At 72.5% G+C, this 19972-nt stretch carries 5 protein-coding genes and 2 pseudogenes; 2 read left to right on the top strand and 5 right to left on the bottom strand.

The annotated features are described in order from the left end of the window. Nucleotides 1–73 precede the first annotated feature (73 nt). Nucleotides 74–1633 (top strand): trypsin-like serine protease, encoded by a 1560-nt coding sequence (locus tag ACQPZW_RS18825; protein WP_433797573.1) that lies wholly within the window; start codon nucleotides 74–76, stop codon nucleotides 1631–1633. Nucleotides 1634–1709: 76 nt separating this feature from the next. Here ACQPZW_RS18825 and ACQPZW_RS18820 read toward each other — a convergent pair whose 3' ends face one another. Further along, on the bottom strand, nucleotides 1710–2426 hold the full coding sequence (locus ACQPZW_RS18820; protein WP_433796200.1) for an SDR family NAD(P)-dependent oxidoreductase: 717 nt from the start codon (nucleotides 2424–2426) through the stop codon (nucleotides 1710–1712). A gap of 89 nt (nucleotides 2427–2515) precedes the next feature. Here ACQPZW_RS18820 and ACQPZW_RS18815 point away from each other — a divergent pair, with 89 nt between their 5' ends. Continuing rightward, complete coding sequence (locus tag ACQPZW_RS18815) at nucleotides 2516–3124, top strand: TetR/AcrR family transcriptional regulator (protein WP_433796199.1); 609 nt, start codon at nucleotides 2516–2518, stop codon at nucleotides 3122–3124. A 154-nt stretch (nucleotides 3125–3278) separates the two neighbouring features. Here the strand turns inward: ACQPZW_RS18815 and ACQPZW_RS18810 are convergent, their stop codons facing one another. From ACQPZW_RS18810 to ACQPZW_RS18795, 4 genes and pseudogenes are all read right to left on the bottom strand, one after another. After that, nucleotides 3279–3872: a biotin transporter BioY gene (locus tag ACQPZW_RS18810; RefSeq protein ID WP_433796198.1), complete on the bottom strand. Its 594-nt coding sequence runs from the start codon at nucleotides 3870–3872 to the stop codon at nucleotides 3279–3281. Between the two features lie 254 nt (nucleotides 3873–4126). After that, nucleotides 4127–4855, bottom strand: a pseudogene (locus ACQPZW_RS18805) (thioesterase II family protein); the annotation flags it as partial. After that, nucleotides 4852–10983: pseudogene (locus ACQPZW_RS18800) on the bottom strand (thioester reductase domain-containing protein); the annotation flags it as partial. The pseudogenes ACQPZW_RS18805 and ACQPZW_RS18800, both read right to left, overlap by 4 nt. A gap of 68 nt (nucleotides 10984–11051) precedes the next feature. After that, nucleotides 11052–19931: an SDR family NAD(P)-dependent oxidoreductase gene (locus tag ACQPZW_RS18795; protein ID WP_433796197.1), complete on the bottom strand. Its 8880-nt coding sequence runs from the start codon at nucleotides 19929–19931 to the stop codon at nucleotides 11052–11054. Nucleotides 19932–19972 lie beyond the last annotated feature (41 nt).

The following is a 19972-nucleotide window of genomic DNA, read 5'->3' as shown; positions in this document are numbered from 1 at the left end:
TCGTTCTTCCGGATATCGACGAGTGCCATTACTGTCCTGTGCGGATTTACTCGACACACAACGGGGGAAAGTGATGGTTGCAAGTGGACGAAGGCTGCTCCGCGGCCGGGTGATGGCGGTGCTGGCGGCCTCGGCCGTCGGGCTGGCCGGTCTGGCCGCGGCCGACCAGGCGGTCGCGATGGCCGGACCGACGGCCGACGCGGCCTACGGGTACGTGGTCAAGGTGGGCGTCGGAACGGAACGCAGCTGTACCGGGGTGCTGGTGAATCCGCACCTGGTGGCCACGTCGAAGGAGTGCTTCACCGTCGGATCGGCCGCGCCGGTCACCGGGCCGCCGCCGTCCGGCAGCACCGTGACGACCCGCTCGGACCAGCCCGCGGCCGCGCAGACCGTGGCGGTCGACTATCTGCACGTACGCGACGACCGGAACCTGGTCGTGGCGCATCTGGCCAAGAGTGTGAACGGCGTGCGGGGCAGTGCTCCGGTGTCGGCCTCCGCCCCGGTCGCCGGCGACACGCTACGGGTCCTCGGCTTCGGCCGTACCTCGACCGAATGGGTTCCGGCCCTGCCCCACACCGGTCAGGTCTCGGTGCAGGACGCCTCGGCGACGGGTCTGGGGGTCACGCCGCTCGGTGACGGCACGATCTGCAAGGGCGACGCCGGTGGCCCCGTGATCCGCGAGAACAGCGACGGCACGGCCGAGCTGGTCGCCGTGCTCAGCACCTCCTGGCAGGGCGGATGTCTCGGCGAGACCAGCACGCGACGTGACGCCACGGCGACCCGGGTCGACGGCCTCGCCGACTGGGTCGGCCAGTTCAAGGAGTTCGAGCTGACCGGCCGCGTGGAGGCCGCCGGCGGGACCGGCTGCCTGGTCGTCAACGACGGCACCACCACCTATCAGCTTGCCGGGGGCGACGCCGCGGTCGTCAAGGCGGGCCAGACCGTCCACGTCTACGGCTACCGGGCACCGAACCCGGCCGGCTCCTGCACCCAGGGCGTCCGGATCCAGATCACCCAGGCGTACGCCGTGGAGACCGTGATCGGAACGGTGACGCGGGGCGCCGAGGGTTGCGTCCTGCTGTCCTCCGGTGGCGTGACGTACCGTCCGATCGGTGGCGATCCGGCCGTCGTCATGGTGGGCGCGAAGCTGAGCATCGCGGGCTACACCGTCTCGGGGGCCAGCAGTTGTGCCCAGGGCACGGGGTTCCGGGTCCTGTCGGTCACGCCGGCGAAGTCGGTCAGCCTGCGCGCCCGGGTCAACGGGAAGTACGTCACCGCGGACAACGCCGGTGCCAACCCACTGATCGCCAACCGGGACACCGTGGGCGGCTCGTGGGAGAAGTTCGACGCGTTCGAGCTCGGTGACGGCGTCATCGCCCTGCGGGCGCACGTCAACGGCAAGTACGTCACGGCCGAGAACGCCGGGGCCAACCCGCTGATCGCCAACCGCGACCACGTCGGCGGAACGTGGGAGAAGTTCCTGCTCGTCCGCAACGCCGACGGCAGCGTCAGCTTCAAGGCAGTGGTGAACGGCAAGTTCGTCACGGCCGACAACGCCGGGGCCGACCCGCTGATCGCCAACCGGGACACCGTCGGCGGCTCGTGGGAGAAGTTCGACCTGAACAACCTCTGACGCCGTCCGCCGTTCGAGCTCGCAACGGAGGTCCGCAGCCCGGCTGCGGGCCTCCCGAGCGGCACCATTCGCACGGTCAGAGTTTGGCGACCATGCGCTCGAGAGAGCGCGGCGCGAGGCGCAGCATCGCCGGCATGAGCCTCGTCTGACCCGGGAGCGCCATCGGCCGTCGACGGCGCAGCGCGTCGATGGTCGCCGCGGCCACCACGGCGGGCGGCAGTTTCGGCCCGGTGGTGGCCGCGTTCATGGGGGTGTCGGTGGTCGGTGGGAGAACCTCGAGCACATGGGTGCCACGCGAGCCGAGTTGGCGGCGCAGCGCCTCGGCGAATCCGTGCAGTCCGGCCTTGACGGCGCCGTACGTCGGCGCGCGGGTCGGAGAGACCAGCGCGAACCCGGAGGTCACGAACACGACCGCGTCGAGGGCGGGCCACCGCCGCAGCACGTCGCCGGTCAGGTGGATGGGAGCCGTCAGGTTCAGGGCGACCTCCTGATCCAGGGTCTCGGTGGTGTCGCCGCTGGTGAAGTCGCGTTCCACGAACGTACCGGCGTTGTTGACCAGAACGTCGAGTCGCCCGAAGCGCTCCGTGACCGCGTTCAGTAGAGCGTCGCGCGCCGATGGGAGGGTGACGTCGGCCTGGACCGCGAGCGCCTTCGGGTGGGCCCGGGTGAAGCGGGCCAGCGCTTCCGGTGACCGGCCGCAGACCGCCACGGCGGCACCGTCAGCGAGGAACGCCTCCGCCAGGCTCAGGCCGATACCCGAGGTTCCCCCGGTGATGAGGACGACTTTATCCATGCTTGCCTCCAGCAACTTTGATACCGATCGGTACCGAAGCAACCGTAGCACTTCCGAACCGATCGTTACCGAAGTCGTATGCTGGGACCATGGAGAGCAAGCGCACAGCACCGATCGGCAGGCCGCGCGGGTTCGACGCCGACGAGGCTCTGGAGCGGGCGGCGCGGGTCTTCTGGGCGCAGGGCTACGAGGGCGCAAGCCTCGACGACCTCACCGCTGCCATGGGCATCACCCGCATGAGCATGTACCGCGCTTTCGGCAACAAGGAGGAGCTGTTCCGCAAAGCGCTGCACTGGTACACCGAAGGACCGGCGTCCTACTTCGCCCGCGCCCTGGCGCAGCCGACCGCCCGGGAGGTGGCCACCGCCTATCTCGACGGCGCCGTCCGCTGCACCACCCTGCCGGACCGCCCCACCGGATGCCTCGGCGTGCAGGGCTCCCTGGCGGCCGGCGACTCCGGCCGCCTCGCGCGTGACCTGCTCGCCGCCTGGCGCGAGGAAGGAGTGACGCACCTGCGCGACCGGTTCCGTCGGGCCGTCGACGAAGGTGACCTCCCGTCCGGCGCCGACCCCGCCCTGCTCGCCCGATACCTCATGACGGTCGCGAACGGCATCGCCGTCCAGGCGGCCGGCGGCACCCCTCGCGAGCAGCTCCACCCGATCGCCGAGATGACGCTGCGGTCCTGGCCGTCGTCATAGGCGGGAGCCGGGCACGGCGTCCCGGCGCCCGCCTGTCGTGCGGCCGAGCACGAGACGGATCGTCTCCCGGGTCCGGCCTGAGGCGGCGCCTCCACCCCGCGAAACCCCGCCGGACCGTACGCCCCGGCCGTGAGACCCCGGCCGTGGACCCCCGTCAGTGGCGGCCGGGTCGGGTGGCCAGACGCCATGCCCCGGGCAGCAGGCCGGCCGCCAGCAGGATCTTGAGGGCGTCGCCGAGCAGGAACGGGACCAGGCCGACGGTGATCGCCTGCTGCGGGCTCAGCTGCAGGGTGACCGCCAGCCAGGTCACGCCGACGGCGTAGACGACCAGGTTGCCGAGCAGCATCGTGGGCGCCACCCGCCACGGGGTGCGGTCCGCGCCGTGACTCGCCAGCGCCCCGACGACGGCGGAGGCCAGCACCATGCCGGCGAGGTAGCCGAACGTGGCGCCGGGCAGGCCGGAGGTGCCGCCCGCGAACCAGGGCACACCGGCCAGGCCGGCGAGGACGTAGGTCAGGCTCGCTGCCGGGCCACGCCACGGGCCGAGGGCCGCGGCGGCGAGCAGCACGGCGAACGTCTGCCCGGTCACCGGGACCGGGCTGCCCGGCACGGGCACGCTGATCTGGGCGCTGACACCGATGAGCGCGGCGGCCCCGGCGACGAGCAGCACGTCACGGACCGCCGAACGCCGGGTGGTCAGCAGGTCGGCCAGGACGAGCCGGGGTGCGGGCAGGGCGAGGTGGGACATCAGTGCTGCTCCATCAGGTCGGAGGCCGGGTCGGAGGCCGGGTCGGAAACCGGGTCGGAAACCGGGTCGGAAACCGGTTCGGAAACCGGGTCGGAAACCGGTTCGGAAACCGGGTCGGAAACCGGGTCGGAAACCGGGTCGGAAACCGGGTGTGAAATCGGGTCGAAAGCCAGCTCCGAGACCGGGTGCGAGACCGAGTGCGAGATCGGGTGCGAGACCGGGTCGGAAACGGCGGGTGACTTCGGCAGGGCGGCGAGCAGGGCGGTGATCTCGGCGGCGTGGTCGATGAGGAAGAAGTGGCCGCCGCTGAAGGTGCGCACCTCGACGGGGCCGGTGGTGTGCTCACGCCAGGTGGTCGCCTCGGGGCCGCTGACCACCGGGTCGTCCATGCCGATCAGGACCGTGAGCGGGCAGTCGAGGCGGGCGCCGGGCCGGTGCCGGTACGTCTCGATGGCCCGGTAGTCGGCGCGCAGGGCGGGCAGGAACATCCGCAACAGGTCCGGGTCGGCGAGCAGGTCGGCTTTCGTGCCGCTGAGCCGCCGGATCTCCTCGATGATGCCGTCGTCGTCGCGCAGGTGGATGCGTTCCTCGCGGTAGCGGGACGGCGCGCGCCGGCCGGACGCGAAGATCCGCAGTGGGGCGGGGCGCCCGGCTTCGGCCAGGCGCAGGCCGATCTCGTACGCCAGGACGGCACCCATGCTGTGCCCGAACAGGGCGACCGGCCCCGGACCGTCGTCGACCAGGGCTTCGGTGATCAGGTCGGCCAGAGTGTGCAGGTCGTCGACGGCGGGTTCACGGTGGCGGTCCTGCCGGCCGGGATACTGCACGGCGAGGACCTGCACGTCGGGGGCGAGTGCCTTGGACAGTGGGAAGAAGAAGCTCGCGGAGCCCCCCGCGTGGGGCAGGCAGACGAGCCGGACGGCGGTGGGTGCGCCACTGTGCAGGCGGCGCAGCCAGCGGCCGGGTTCGACCGGCGTGGTCACGGCGTGGTCCTCTCGGATGCGGTGAGGGCGTGCGGCGACGGCAGGTATCCGGCGCTCACGAAGAAGTCGAGGTATCGCTCGAACAGGTCGGCGGTGAGCTCCGGGCAGGTGACGCCGGTGCCGTCGAGGGCCTGCTCGGTGCCGCTGACGTCGATCGGCGGATAGAACGAGCCACTGTCGGCGATCATCATCTCGAAGGCGTCGAGCAGCGGCAGCAGTGCGTTGTCCCGGTCGGCCTGCACGGCCGCCTTCCAGGCCGCCGGTTCCGTCTCGGCCAGCGGGTAGCCGTAGGAGCGCAGCAGCTCGACGATCCGGGTCAGCGGCAGCGAGCTGCGGTTGTAGAAGTGGAACGTCTCCCCCGCGGCGTCGGCCTTGCGGGACAGCGCGACGATGCCGGCGCTGACGTGGTCGACCGGCACCAGGTGGTACGCGCCGGCCAGCTGGTCGGGCACCGCGCCGGCCTGGACCATGCCCTTGACGGTGAGCCACACGAAGTCGCGGGTCTGGCAGGCGCCGTTGCGCTGGTCGCCGGAGATCACGTCGACCCGGTACACCGACACCGGCAGTCCCCGGTCGCGGGCGAGGCCGATGATCTGCTCGGCGACCCACTTGGTGCGCAGGTAGCCGCTGGGCAGCGCCTCGGGCGGGCCGGTCGGGTCGTCGACGGCCAGCGGCGCCCCGGCGGTGACCGGGCCGGCGAAGACGCCGACCGTCGACACGTGGTGCACCGGCACGGTGCGGTGCCGGGCGGCCAGCCGCAGGATCTCCTGGGTGCCGCCGACATTGGCGACCTTCAGTTCGGCGTACGGCCGCAGCCAGTTGACGGTCGCACCGGCGTGGTAGACGACGTCGACCGTACGGGCCAGGTGGTCGAAGGTCTCCGCATCGATGCCGAGGCCCGGCGCGGCCAGATCGCCGACCACGACGGAGAGCCGCGCCTCGTCGACCTCGTCCCACACCCGGTACCAGCGCATGTTCTCGCGGATGCGGGCCAGCGCATCGGCTTCGTCGCGCCCACGGACCAGGCAGTGGATCCGCGCGCCGGTGTCGCGCATCAGGTCCCGCAGCAGGAACGCGCCGAGGAACCCGGTGGCACCGGTGAGCAGGATCTCGCGAGGGTCGTCGGCGACCGTCACGACGGTCGCCGCGGGGCGGATGTCGTCGGCGAGGGTCACCTCCGCGGCGAAGTCGATCCGGGAGCCCGCCGCGTCCGCCTGCCCGGGGGTCCGGTTCAGCTCTCCCAGCAGGAAGCCGGCGAGCCCGGCCGGGGTGGGGTGGTCGAACACGACGGTCGGCGGCAGCGCCAGTCCGGTCTCGGCGGTGAGCCGGTTGCGCAGCTCGACCGCGGTCAGCGAGTCGAAGCCCTGGTCGCTGAAGGATCGCCCGGCGTCGACGGTGCCGGTGTCGCGGTGCCCGAGCACCCCGGCCACCGCGCCGACGACCACCTCACGGACCAGCGCCTCCCGATCGGTGTCGGTCAGCCCGGCCAGCCGATCGGCCAGGGCGCGGGAGTCGCCGTCGGTGTTGCGGGCGGCCGGCCGGCCGATGCCGCCGATCAGCGCGCGCAGCAGCGGGGTGGCTTGGTCGCGGCGTTCCCGCAGCGCGGCCACGTCGAGCGGGGTGGCCACGAGCGCGGGCTGCGGGGCGCGGAGCGCGGCGTCCAGGAGGGTGGTGCCGTGCGGCACGGCGATCGGTGGGAAGCCGGCGCGGACGATGCGGCGGCGGTCGGCCTCGGTGAGGTGCCCGGTGATACCGGTGTCCTGCTCCCACAGGCCCCACGCGATCGAGGTGGCGGGCAGCCCACGGGCACGCCGGTGGACGGCGAGGCCGTCGAGGAACGCGTTCGCGGCGGCGTAGTTGCCCTGCCCCGCGCCGCCGATCACACCGGCGATCGAGGAGAACAGCACGAACGCGGTCAGCGGCCGGTCCCGGGTCAGCTCGTGCAGGTGCCAGGCGGCGTCCGCCTTGGGGCCCAGAACGGCACTCAGCCGCCCGGGGGTGAGCGAGCCGATCAGGGCGTCGTCGACCACACCGGCGGTGTGCACGACGGCGGTGAGCGGATGGCCGGCCGGGATCGTCGCGAGGGCCGCCGCCAGCGAGTCCCGGTCGGCGACGTCGCACGCCACGATGTCGACGTGGGCGCCGAGGTCGCGCAGCTCCTGGCGGAGCTGATCGGCTCCGGCGGCGTCCGGGCCGCGACGGCTGGTGAGCAGCAGCCGGGGTACGCGGTGACGCGTCACCAGATGCCGGGCGACCACGGCTCCGAGCGCTCCGGTGCCACCGGTGATCAGCACGGTCCCGTCGGACGGCCAGGCCACGGCCGGGGCGCCGGGCGCGGTCCGGGTCAGTTCCGGCTTCAGCAGCGTCTCGCCGCGGACCGCGAGCTGGTGTTCGCCGGTGGCGACCGCGGCCGTCAGCGTCTCGGTGGGCAGCGGCCACCGGTCGGTGTCGAGCAGGACGATCCGGCCGGGCGCCTCGGACTGCGCGGATCGCAGTAGACCCCACACCGCCGCGGCCGCGGGGTCGACGATCTCCCCGTCGACGGCGGCGACCGCGCCACGAGTGACGGCCACCAGCGGCACCGCGGCGAGCCGGGAGTCGGCGAGCCAGTCCTGGACGAGTGCCAGCGCCCGCCCGGCCGCCTCGTGCGCCGACGCCGGCAGCGGACCGGACGGCGGTTCGAGATAGGCGTGGACGGCTTCGGCGCCGGTGGCCACGTGGTGTCCGGCGCCGTCCCGCACCGCACCCCAGCGGGACGGGCCCCCGGCACGGGCGGCCGCCGGTGTCCAGGCGAGCGCGAACATGCTGTCGCCGGGCCGGTGGGTGGCGTCGGCCAGCTCCCCGGCGTCGGCGGGGCGCACGGTGACACCTTCGATGAGGGCGACCGGACAGCCGGTACGGTCGGCGAGCCGCACCGTGACAGTGCCGGCTCCGGCCGGTAGCACCTGAACCCGCAGCGCGGTGGCTCCCGTGGCGTACAGCTCGGCCCGGACCACGTCCCGGATCTCGCCGACGGTCCGCAGAGCCGCGTCCAGCAGGGCCGGGTGCAGCCCGTACGCGCCGGGGTCGGTGTCCTCCGGAAGGGCCACCTCGGCGTGCGTCTCCCCCGGCCGGGTCCCGGAGGGCGGCCACTCGGTGAGGTCGAAGGAGCCCGCCGGGCCGCCGGTGTGCAGGTGCCCGTGGGCGTGCAGGGTCCACGGGTTGTGGCTGCCGTCGGGACGCGCGTACAGCGCGACGGGACGGCGGCCGTCGGAGGCGGGCGCGCCGACCCGGACCTGGGTGGCGAGCGTGGCCGCGGCGGGCCGGACCAGCGGGACGGTGATCGTCAGGTTCTCCAGAACGCCCGCGCCGACCTCGTCACCGGCACGGATCAGCAGGTCGATGACGGCCGCGGCGCTCACGTCCGCCGACGACCGGCCGGCGAACAGCGTCTCGTCACCACCGGCGACCGGCATCTCGACACCGAGCAGCGGATGGCCCGTGTCGGCTCCACCGGCCGGTGTGGCCGAACCCTGCGACGCCTCGATCCAGTAGCGCTTGCGCTGGAAGGGGTAGGTCGGCAGGTCGACCCGGCGGCCACCGGCCAGCAGCGGAGACCAGTCGACGTCGCGTCCGGTCACGTGCAGATGCGCGAGAGCGGTCAGGAACGTCGGGCGGCCCTTGCGCATGGCCGGCGCGACCACGGTGGTGGTCTCCAGGCTCTGCTGGACCAGCGCCGACAGCACCGCGTCCGGACCCAGCTCGACGAACCGGGTCACGCCCTGCTCCTGCAGAGTGACCACACCATCGTGGAACCGCACCGCCTGCCGGACCTGCCGGCCCCAATACTCAGGACTGAGGATCTCGTCACCGGCGAGCTGTCCGGACACGTTCGACACCAGCGGAATCCGGGGCGGCGACAACCGCAACCCGGCCACCACCGAGACGAACTCCGGGATCACCTCGTCCATGTGCGCCGAGTGGAACGCGTGGCTCACCGCAAGCTGCCGAACCCGGCGACCCTCAGCACGCCAACCCGCGACCACCCGCTCGACCGCATCGGCGTCACCGGACAGCACCACCGAACGCGGACCATTCACCCCCGCCACCGACACACCAGCGACCAGGGCGATCTCGTCCTCGGAAGCCTCGACCGCCACCATCACACCGCCCTCACGAGCGGCCTGCATCAAACGGCCACGCGCCGCCACCAGACGACACGCGTCGGGCAGGTCGAGCACACCGGCCACGTGAGCAGCGGCAACCTCACCGATCGAATGACCCAGCACCGCATCCGGGACCACGCCGAAGGACTCGGCGAGACGGAACAGCGCCACCTCGACCGCGAACAACGCCGCCTGCGTGAACACCGTCTGACCGATCAACGCGGCATCCGCCGACCCTTCAGGCGCGAACACCACCGAGGCCAGCGGCCGATCCAGAACCGGGTCCAACTGCTCACACACCGCATCGAACGCCGCAGCATAGACCGGGAACCGCTCGTAAAACTCACGGCCCATACCCACCGACTGCGCGCCCTGACCGGTGAACAGGAACGCCGTCCTCCCGGCCGACCGGGCACCCACGACGACCTCGTCACCCAACAGCACCGCCCGGTGATCCAACAGCGCCCGCCCGTTCACCAGCGACCAGCCGACATCCAGCGGATTCAGGCCGGCCGCGGCGTCACGCAGCCGCTGGGCCTGCTCGCTCAGCGCCGCCTCGCTCCGCGCCGAGAGCACCCACGGCACCACCTCGGGCGCGTCGGCGGGTTCGGGCTGCGGCTGGGCCGGGGCCTGTTCCAGGATGACGTGAGCGTTGGTGCCGCTCACGCCGAAGGCGGACACACCGGCCCGCCGGGGCGCCCCGGACTCCGGCCACGGCTGCTGCTCGGTCAGCAGCCGGACCGCCCCGGAGTCCCAGTCGACGATCGGGTTCGGCTCGTCGACGTGCAGGGTCCGGGGCAGGACGCCGTGCCGGATCGCCTGGACCATCTTGATGACCCCGCCGACACCGGCGGCGGCGACGGAGTGCCCGATGTTGGACTTCAGCGAGCCGAGCCACAGCGGCTTGTCGGCGGGTCGCTGACCGTAGGTGGCCAGCAGTGCCTGCGCCTCGATCGGGTCACCCAGCCGCGTGCCGGTGCCGTGCGCCTCGACGGCGTCCACTTCGGACACGTTCAGCCCGGCCGACGCCAGGGCCTGACGGATCACCCGCTCCTGCGAGGGCCCGTTCGGGGCGGTCAACCCGTTCGACGCCCCGTCCTGGTTGACTGCTGTACCCCGTACCACCGCAAGGATCTTGTGGTTGTTGCGCTGCGCGTCGGAGAGCCGCTCCACCAGCAGCAGACCGACACCCTCGGACCAGCCGGTGCCGTCGGCGGCCTTCGCGAACGACTTGCAGCGCCCGTCCGCCGACAGCCCGCGCTGCCGGGAGAAGTCGACGAACCCGCCCGGATGCCCGTTGACCGTGGCGCCACCGGCGAGGGCGAGCGTCGACTCGCCGCGACGCAGCGACTCCACCGCCAGATGCAGGGCCACCAGCGACGACGAGCAGGCCGTGTCCAGGGTGACGGCCGGGCCGTCGAAGTCGAAGAAGTACGAGATCCGGCCGGACGCGACACTGTTGAGCCGCCCGGTGGTCAGGTATCCCTCCAGCTCCTCAGGACCGTCCAGGTCGAGGTAGGTCTGCCCGGCGACGCCCGCGAAGACCCCGGTCCGGCTGCCCTTCAGCGTCGCCGGGTCGATGCCAGCGTTCTCGAACGTCTCCCACGCCGTCTCCAGCAGCACCCGCTGCTGCGGGTCCATGGACAGCGCCTCCCGCGGCGAGATGCCGAAGAAGCCGGCGTCGAAGGTGGTCGCGCCGTCGAGGAAACCCCCTTCCCGGGTGTACGACGTGCCGGTGCCGTTCGGGTCCGGGTCGTAGAGGCGCTCCACATCCCAGCCACGGTCGGCCGGCCACGGGGTGATCCCGTCGCGGCCCTCCAGGACCAGCTGCCACAGCTCCTCCGGCGATCCGGCCCCGCCCGGGAAGCGGCAGGCCATCCCGATGATCGCGATCGGCTCCTGCCCGGCCGACTCCAGTTCCCGCACACGTTCGCGGGTCTTCTGCAGGTCGGCGGTGACCCACTTCAGGTATTCGACGAGTTTCGCTTCGTTGTCAGCCACTGGTCACTGTCTTTCCGGGAGCGCGAGCGGGTGTCGAGGTCGGGACGGCGTCAGTTCGACAGGCGCCCGAGCTCGTTGTCGATCAGGTCGAAGATCTCGCTGGCCGAGGCCGAGGCGATGCGGTTCTGCAGGTCGGGGGTGTCCTCGGCGGGGGCGGGCCCGGTCAGCCGGGACACCATCGCCTCCAGTCGTGCGGTGACCGCGTCCCGTTCCCCGCCGTCGGCGACCCCGGTGAGCAGGGCCTCCAGCCGGTCGAGCTCGGCCAGCACCGGGCGGGCCGGTGTGAGCTGGGCGAGGACGTGCTCGGTCAGCGCCTGCGGGGTCGGGTGGTCGAAGACCGCGGTGGCCGACAGCCGCGTGCCGGTCACCGCGTTGAGCCGCTGCCGCAGCTCGACGGCGGTCATCGAGTCGAAGCCGAGCTCCTGGAAGGAGCGGTCCGCGTCGAGGGCGTCCGGATCGGGGTGGCTCAGGACCGCGGCGGCCTCGGCACGGATCATCCGGGCCACCGCTTCGCGCCGCTGTGCGGGCTCGAGTCCGGCGAGCGGTTCCGACTTCTCGGTACGCGCCGCGGGCCGTACCCGCGCCGGTGCGGAGGTGACGACCTGCGCCGCCCCCACCTCGGTGAACGCCTCCAACGGGACGTCCCGGAACTCCAGCGAAGCGACGGTCAGCACCGGCCGGCCACTCTCGTCGGCCAGGTGCAGGCTGATCGTCGCGTCATCGGTGGCCCGGGCCCGGACGCGTACCGCGGTGGCGCCGGTGGCGTGCAGCCGCACCCCACGCCAGGTGACCGGCACCCGGACCGCGTCGCCGTCGGCCGGGTCGACCGCGCCGGCCACTGCCGCGTCGAGCAGCAGCGGGTGCACGCCGAAGGCGGCGGCCTCGGCGCGGTGGTCCTCCGGCAGGGTCACCTCGACGCCGTCGTCTCCGAACGGCTCCGGTGAGTCGTCCGTCTCGACCTGCAGGCTGCCCTCGGCGTGGAGGGTCCACGCGTTCGCGCTGCCGTCAGGGCGGGCGTGCAGCGTCACCGGCCGCCGGCCGCCGGAGCCGGGTGCACCGACCCGGACCTGGGTGGCCAGTGCGGAGCCCTCCGGCAGCAGCAGCGGGGCGACGATGGTCAGCTCGGCCAGCGTCGAGGCGCCGACCTGGTCACCGGCACGGATCAGCAGGTCGACGACGGCCGACGCCGGGACGACCGTGTGCCCGGCGATCCGGTGGGCGCCCAGCCAGGCTGACGGTGCCAGACGTCCGGCGAAGAACGTCTCGTCGGCGCCGGCCACCGGCATCTCGACACCGAGCAGCGGATGGCCCGTGTCAGCGCCGCCCGCCGCGGTGGTGGACGCTTCGATCCAGTAGCGCTTGCGCTGGAAGGGGTAGGTCGGCAGGTCGACCCGGCGCCCGCCGGCCAGCAGTGGAGACCAGTCGACGTCGCGTCCGGTCACGTGCAGATGCGCGAGAGCCGTCAGGAACGTAGGGCGGCCCTTGCGCATGGCCGGCGCGACCACGGTGGTGGTCTCCAAGCCCTGCTGGACCAGCGCCGACAGCACCGCGTCCGGACCCAGCTCGACGAACCGGGTCACGCCCTGCTCCTGCAAAGTGACCACACCGTCGTGGAACCGCACCGCCTGCCGGATCTGCCGGCCCCAGTACTCGGCGGTCAGGATCTCGTCACCGGCAAGTTGCCCGGACACGTTGGACACCAGCGGAATCCTGGGCGGCGACAACCGCAAACCGGCCACGATCTCGACGAACTCCGGGATCACCTCATCCATGTGCGCCGAGTGGAACGCGTGACTCACCGCCAACGGCCGAACCCGGCGACCCTGACCACGCCAGCCCGCGACCACCCGGTCCACCGCATCGGCGTCACCGGACAGCACCACCGAACGCGGACCATTCACCCCCGCCACCGACACCCCGGGCGTCGGCACGATCTCCTGCTCCGACGCCTCGACCGCGACCATCACACCGCCCTCACGAGCGGCCTGCATCAACCGGCCACGCGCCGCCACCAGACGACACGCGTCGGGCAGGTCGAGCACCCCGGCCACGTGAGCAGCCGTGACCTCACCGATCGAATGACCCAGCACCGCATCCGGGACCACGCCGAAGGACTCGGCGAGACGGAACAGCGCCACCTCGACCGCGAACAGCGCCGCCTGCGTGAACACCGTCTGATCGATCAGCGCGGCATCCGCTGACCCTTGCGGGGCGAACACCACCGAGGCGAGGGGCCGGTCCAGAACCGGGTCAAGCTGCTCGCAGACCGCGTCGAACGCCGCGGCGTAGACCGGGAACTGCTCGTAGAGCTCGCGGCCCATGCCGACCGACTGCGCGCCCTGACCGGTGAACAGGAACGCCGTCCTCCCGGCCGACCGGGCGCCGACGATGACGTCGTCGCCGAGCAGGACCGCGCGGTGGTCCAGCAGCGTCCGGCCGTGGACCAGCGACCAGCCGACGTCCACCGGGTTCAGGTCGGCTGCGCCGTCGAGCAGGCGCTGCACCTGGTCGCGTACGGCCGATTCGCTGCGAGCCGAGAGCAGCCACGGCACCATCTCCGGTGCTTCGGCCGGTTCGGGCCGGGCCTGGGTGGGGGGCTGCTCCAGAATGACGTGGGCGTTGGTGCCACTGATGCCGAACGACGACACCGCCGCGCGGCGCGGGCCACCCGTCTGCGGCCACGGCTGCTGCTCCGTCAGGAGTTGCACCGCGCCGGCCTCCCAGTCGACGTGCGGCGACGGCTCGTCCACGTGCAGCGTCTGAGGCAGGATGCCGTGACGCATCGCCTGGATCATCTTGATGACCCCGCCGACACCCGCCGCCGCCTGCGCGTGGCCGATGTTCGACTTGAGCGAGCCCAGCAGCAGCGGCTTGTCGGCGGGTCGCTGACCGTAGGTGGCCAGCAACGCCTGCGCCTCGATCGGGTCACCCAGCCGCGTACCCGTACCGTGCGCCTCGACCGCGTCCACATCCGACACGTCCAGGCCCGCGACCGACAGCGCCTGACGGATCACGCGCTGCTGTGAGGGCCCGTTCGGGGCGGTGAGACCGTTCGACGCCCCGTCCTGGTTGATCGCCGAACCCCGTACCACCGCAAGAATGTGGTGGTTGTTGCGTTGGGCGTCGGAGAGCCGCTCCACCAGCAGCAGACCGACGCCCTCGGACCAGCCCGTGCCGTCCGCTGCCGCCGCGAACGACTTGCAGCGGCCGTCGACCGCCAGGCCCCGCTGCCGGGAGAACTCGACGAACGACTGCGGGGACGCCATGACCGTGGCGCCGCCGACCAGCGCGAGGTCGCACTCTCCGGCGCGCAGCGCGTTCGCCGCCAGGTGCAGCGCGACCAGCGACGACGAGCAGGCGGTGTCGACGGTGACCGCCGGGCCCTCCAGGCCGAGCGCGTAGGACACCCGGCCCGAGGCCACGCTGCCCGCGGTGCCGCTGGCCAGATAGCCCTCCAGCTCGGCGGGGATGCGGTCCAGGTTGGTGCCGTAGTCGTGGTACATGACGCCGGTGAACACGCCCGTGTTGCTGCCCCGCACGGTGGCCGGGTCGATCGACGCGTTCTCGAACGTCTCCCACGCGGTCTCCAGCAGCAGTCGCTGCTGCGGGTCGGTGGCCAGCGCCTCGCGGGGTGACATGCCGAAGAACTCGGGGTCGAACAGGTCGGCGTCGTGCAGGAAACCACCCTCCCGGCTGTACGACGTGCCGACGTGCTCCGGATCCGGGTCGTACAGCCGCTCCAGATCCCAGCCACGGTTCACCGGGAACCCACTCACCGCATCGGTCCCGGACACCACGAGATCCCACAGCTCGTCCGGCGACGACACCCCACCCGGATAGCGGCAGGCCATGCCCACGACCACGATCGGATCGTCGGTCACCTTCGGCGCGCGTGCCGCCGCGGCGACCGCGGGGGCCGCCGTGGTCGTGCCCAGCTCAGCGGTCAGGTGGCGGATCAGGTCGGCGGGGCTGGGGTGGTCGAAGATCAGCGTGGTCGGCAGCCGCAACCCGGTGACGGTGTTGAGCTGGTTGCGCAGCTCGACCGCGGTCAGCGAGTCGAAGCCGAGCTCCTGGAAGGACCGGTCGACCGCGATCCGGCTCGCGTCGGTGTGGCCGAGCACGGCGGCCAACTGGCCGGTGACGAGGTCACGCACGGCAAGTGAGCGGTCGGCCGGCGCCAGCCCGGCGAGCCGCTGCGCCAGGGGGCTGCCCACCGTGGCCGTCCGCCGGCCGTCCGGCACGAGTCTCCGGCCGAGTGCCGGCGCGGGGCTGGTCCAGCGGGTGACAGCGAGCACGGGCACATCCGTGGCCGTGGCCGTGTCGAACAGGGCCATCGCCTCGTCGGTGGCCAGCGGCAGCAGCCCGTAGCGGGCCATCCGCTTACGATCCACGTCACTCAGGTGACCGGTGATCTCACTGGCCTGCTCCCACAGACCCCACGCCAGCGACGTACCCGGCAGACCATTCGCCCGCCGATGCTGCATCAACGCGTCCAGGAACGTGTTACCCGCCGCATAGTTACCCTGCCCCGCCGTACCCAGCAGACCCGCAATCGACGAATACACCACGAACGCCTGCAACGACAGATCACGCGTCAACTCATGCAACAACCACGCCGCATCCACCTTCGGCCGCAACACCCGGGAGAGCCGCTCCGGCGTCAACCCCGACACCACACCGTCATCCAGCACACCCGCCGTATGCACCACCGCCGACGGCTCGTACTCGCTGATCACCGCCGCCAACGACCCACGATCAGTCACATCACACGCGACCACATCCACCGTGGCGCCCAGACCACGCAGCTCGTCGCGCAACTCCACGGCACCGGGAGCATCGATCCCACGACGACTCAGCAACACCAGATGCGAAGTGTCGTGCTCCACCACCAGATGCCTAGCCGCCACCGCACCCAGACCACCCGTACCACCGGTGATCAACACCGTGCCCCGCGACCAATCCGGAGCCTGGCCGGACACCTCGACCCGAGTCAGGCGCGGAGCCAGGGCTTTCCCATCGCGGATCGCGACCTGCGGTTCGCCTACCTTGATCTCGGCCGGCCACTCGTCGACATCCACCAGCAGGAACCGGTCCGGGTTCTCCGACTGCGCCGAGCGCACCAGACCCCACACCGCCGCACCGGCGACATCCAGCACATCCTCGTCACCCACAGCCACCGCACGCCGCGTCACGAACACCAGCCGCGACTGCCCCGACCGCTGCATCAACTCCAGCACCTGCGCGGTCAACGCATGCGCACGCTCCACCGGCGACACATCACCGTCACCGATCAACGGCACCACCACGTCATCAGCCCCGACCGCCACGGGATCAGCCACCGGCACCCACGAAAACCCGGACAACCCGTCACCGGTCCGCAACGACTCCACCGACAACGGCCGCAACACCAGCCGCTCCACCGACACCACCGGCAGACCCGCACCGTCGACCGCGGTCAACGACACCACCAGCGAGTCGCCCTCGTCAGCGACCACCGACAAACGCACCCGCAGGTTCGCGGCCCCGGCAGCGTGAAGGCGCGCACCGGCGAACGAGAACGGCAACGACGAGCTGCCGTCGACCAGCAGCGGATGCAGCGCCGCGTCCAGCAGCGCCGGGTGCACTCCGAACGACCGCGACTGGTCCGCCGACGTCACCTCGGCATACAACTCACCGCCGGCACGCCACATCCGGCGCAGGCCCTGGAAGACCGGCCCGTAGCCGTAACCCTGCTCGGACAGCCGCTCGTAGACGCCGGTCAGATCGACCTCGGTCGCCTCCCGCGGCGGCCACACACCGACCTCCGGCGGCGTGACATCCGCGGCGATCAGCGAGCCGGAGCCGTTCCGGACCCACTCCCCCTCGTCCGCGCGGGAGTAGATCTCGAAGGTCCGCCGCCCGTCGTCCTCGGCCGGGCCGACCGCCACCTGCAGCGCGACCCCGCGACGCTCCGGCAGCACCAGCGGCGCCGACAGGGTCAACTCCTCGACCACGTCCAGGCCGAGCACGTCACCGACGCGGGCGGTGAGCTCCAGTAGGGCGGTGCCCGGGACCAGCACGGTCCCCGCGACGACGTGCTCGGTGATCCAGTCGTGAGCGCTCCGCGACAGCCGGCCCGTGAAGATCATCGAACCGTCCGCGGCCACCTCGACACCGGCGCCGAGCAGCGGGTGCCCGGTCTCCAGCAGCCCCGCCGAGGCGACGTCGGCCTGCTGCTGCGACGGCACGAGCCAGTAGCGCTCGGCCCGGAACGGATAGGTGGGCAGCGGGATCCGGTTGCCGGCCGGGGCGAGCGCGGCCAGGTCCACCGTGACACCGGCGGTGAAGGCGGCGCCGGCGGCGGTGAGCGCCGTCCGCGCCTCGGGACGCCCGGACCGCAGAGCGGCGACCGCCGTGTGCCCGCCGTCGCCGAGGACCGCACCCACCAGCCCGGTGAGGACCGGGTCGGGCCCCGCCTCGAGGAAGACGGTGACGCCCCGGCCGGCCAGGGTCCGCACGGCGTCGGCGAACCGGACGGGCCGGCGCACCTGCTCCACCCAGTAGTCCGGGGACGACCAGGACGCGGCGTCGGCGAGTTCGCCGGTGACGGTCGAGACGATCGGCAGGCGCGCGGGGGCGAAGGACAGACCGCTCACGATCCGGCGGAACTCGGCGAGCATCGGCTCCATCAGAGGCGAGTGGAACGCGTGGCTGACGGTGAGTCGCCGGGTCCGGCGGCCCTGCCCGGCGAGCGCGTCCGCGACCGCGGTCACGGCCTGGTCCGCGCCGGAGATCACCACGGCCGTGGGGCCGTTGACGGCGGCGATACCGGCCACGTCGGCGTGCTCGGCGAGCAGAGCGGTCACCTCGTCCTCGCCCGCCTCGACGGCGATCATCGCGCCGCCGGCCGGCAGATCCCGCATCAGCCGCCCACGGGCGGTCACCAGGGTCGCGGCGTCGGCGAGAGAGAGGACTCCGGCGGCGTACGCGGCGACGACCTCCCCGATCGAGTGCCCGGCGAGCAGGTCGGGCCGGATCCCCCAGGAGCCGAGCAGCCGCAGCAGGGCGACCTCGACGGCGAACAGGGCGGCCTGGGTGAAGTCGGTACGGTCCAGCAGCGCCGCCTCCGTGCTGCCCGGTGCGGCGAAGAGCACCTCGCGCAGCGGGCGGGCGAGGCCGGCGTCGAGGTGGCCGGCGACCTCGTCGAGCGCCTCGGCGAACACCGGGTACGCCTCGTACAGCTCCCGGCCCATGCCGAGACGCTGCGCGCCCTGACCGGTGAACAGCACCGCGATGCGCGCCGATTCGGTCGTGCGAACGGTCCCGTCGTCGGCGAGGGCGGCGAGCCCGGCCAGCAACTCGTCACGGGTGCCGCCGGTGATCGCGGCGCGCGCGGCGTGACGGGCCCGCCCGGTGGCGAGGGTGAACCCGACGTCGGCCGGGTCGATGTCCGGGCGGTCGGCGACGAACCGGTGCAGCCGACCGGCTGATTCGCGCAGGCTCGTCTCGTCGCGGGCGGACAGCGGCCACAGCACGGCGCCGGGCTCCGCTGCCGGCCGGCGGTCGGCGGCCGGCGCCTGTTCGAGGATGACGTGGGCGTTGGTGCCGCTGATGCCGAAGGCGGACACGGCCGCCCGCCGGGGAGCCTCGCTCCGCGGCCACTGCTGCTGCTCGGTGAGCAGCCTGACCGCGCCGGCCTCCCAGTCGACGTGCGGGGACGGCTCGTCGACGTGCAGGGTCTGGGGCAGGATGCCGTGCTGGATCGCCTGGACCATCTTGATCACGCCACCGACACCGGCGGCCGCCTGGGCGTGACCGATGTTGGATTTGAGCGAGCCCAGGAACAGCGGCTTGTCCGCCGGACGCTGGCCGTAGGTGGCCATCAGCGCCTGCGCCTCGATCGGGTCACCCAGCCGCGTGCCGGTGCCGTGCGCCTCGACCGCGTCCACGTCCGACACGTCCAGACCCGCGGCCGACAGCGCCTGACGGATCACCCGCTGCTGCGAAGGACCGTTCGGGGCGGTCAGACCATTCGACGCGCCATCCTGGTTGATCGCCGAACCCCGTACCACCGCAAGGATCCGATGGTTGTTGCGCTGCGCGTCGGAGAGCCGCTCCACCAACAGCAGGCCCACACCCTCGGCCCAGCCCGTTCCGTCAGCGGCAGCCGCGAACGACTTGCACCGGCCGTCGACCGCCAGGCCGCGCTGCCGGGAGAACTCCAGGAAGGCGACCGGCGTGGACATCACGGTCGCGCCGCCGGCCAGGGCCAGGTCGCACTCGCCGCGGCGCAGCGCCGTCGCGGCCAGGTGCAGCGCCACCAGCGACGACGAGCAGGCCGTGTCGACGGTGACGGCCGGGCCCTCCAGACCGAGGGCGTACGCCACCCGGCCGGACGCGACGCTGCCGGCGCTGCCGCTGAACAGGTAGCCCTCGAACTCCTCGGCCGGCAGCTTCGGACGTGAGCCGTAGTCGTTGTACATGACGCCGGTGAACACGCCCGTCCGGCTGCCGCGCACCGCATCGGGATCCACCCCGGCGTGCTCCAGCGCCTCCCACGCGGTCTGCAACAGCAGCCGCTGCTGCGGGTCGGTGGCCAGAGCCTCCCGCGGCGACATGCCGAAGAACTCCGGGTCGAACCGGTCGGCGTCGTGCAGGAAACCGCCCTCCCGGCAGTACGTCCGGCCCACCTGCTCCGGATCCGGGTCGAACAGGGCGTCGGTGTCCCAGCCCCGGTTCACCGGAAAACCGCTCACCGCGTCGGTGCCGGACGCCACCAGGTCCCACAACTGCTCGGGCGACGACACACCGCCCGGGAAACGGCAGGCCATGCCCACAATCGCGATCGGCTCCTGCTCGCGGTCCTCGACCTCGCGCAGGCGCTTGCGCGCGTCCTGGGCGTCGGCGATGGCGCGCTTCAGATATTCGCGAAGCTTGTCCCCGTCAGCCACGTTCGTTCAGCTCCCCAGCAGTCGTTCGTCGGTCGGTCAAT

The sequence above is a fragment of the Actinoplanes sp. CA-252034 genome (assembly GCF_050956125.1).
Classification (GTDB): domain Bacteria; phylum Actinomycetota; class Actinomycetes; order Mycobacteriales; family Micromonosporaceae; genus Actinoplanes.
This window is presented reverse-complemented; position numbering and strand designations above follow the sequence as displayed.

Bases quoted from the DNA above. Each gene is read 5' to 3' on its own strand.
- ACQPZW_RS18825 (WP_433797573.1), top strand. From the start codon at position 74: ATGGTTGCAAGTGGACGAAGGCTGCTCCGCGGCCGGGTGATGGCGGTG.
- ACQPZW_RS18815 (WP_433796199.1), top strand. From the start codon at position 2,516: ATGGAGAGCAAGCGCACAGCACCGATCGGCAGGCCGCGCGGGTTCGAC.
- ACQPZW_RS18810 (WP_433796198.1), bottom strand. From the start codon at position 3,872: ATGTCCCACCTCGCCCTGCCCGCACCCCGGCTCGTCCTGGCCGACCTG.
- ACQPZW_RS18820 (WP_433796200.1), bottom strand. From the start codon at position 2,426: ATGGATAAAGTCGTCCTCATCACCGGGGGAACCTCGGGTATCGGCCTG.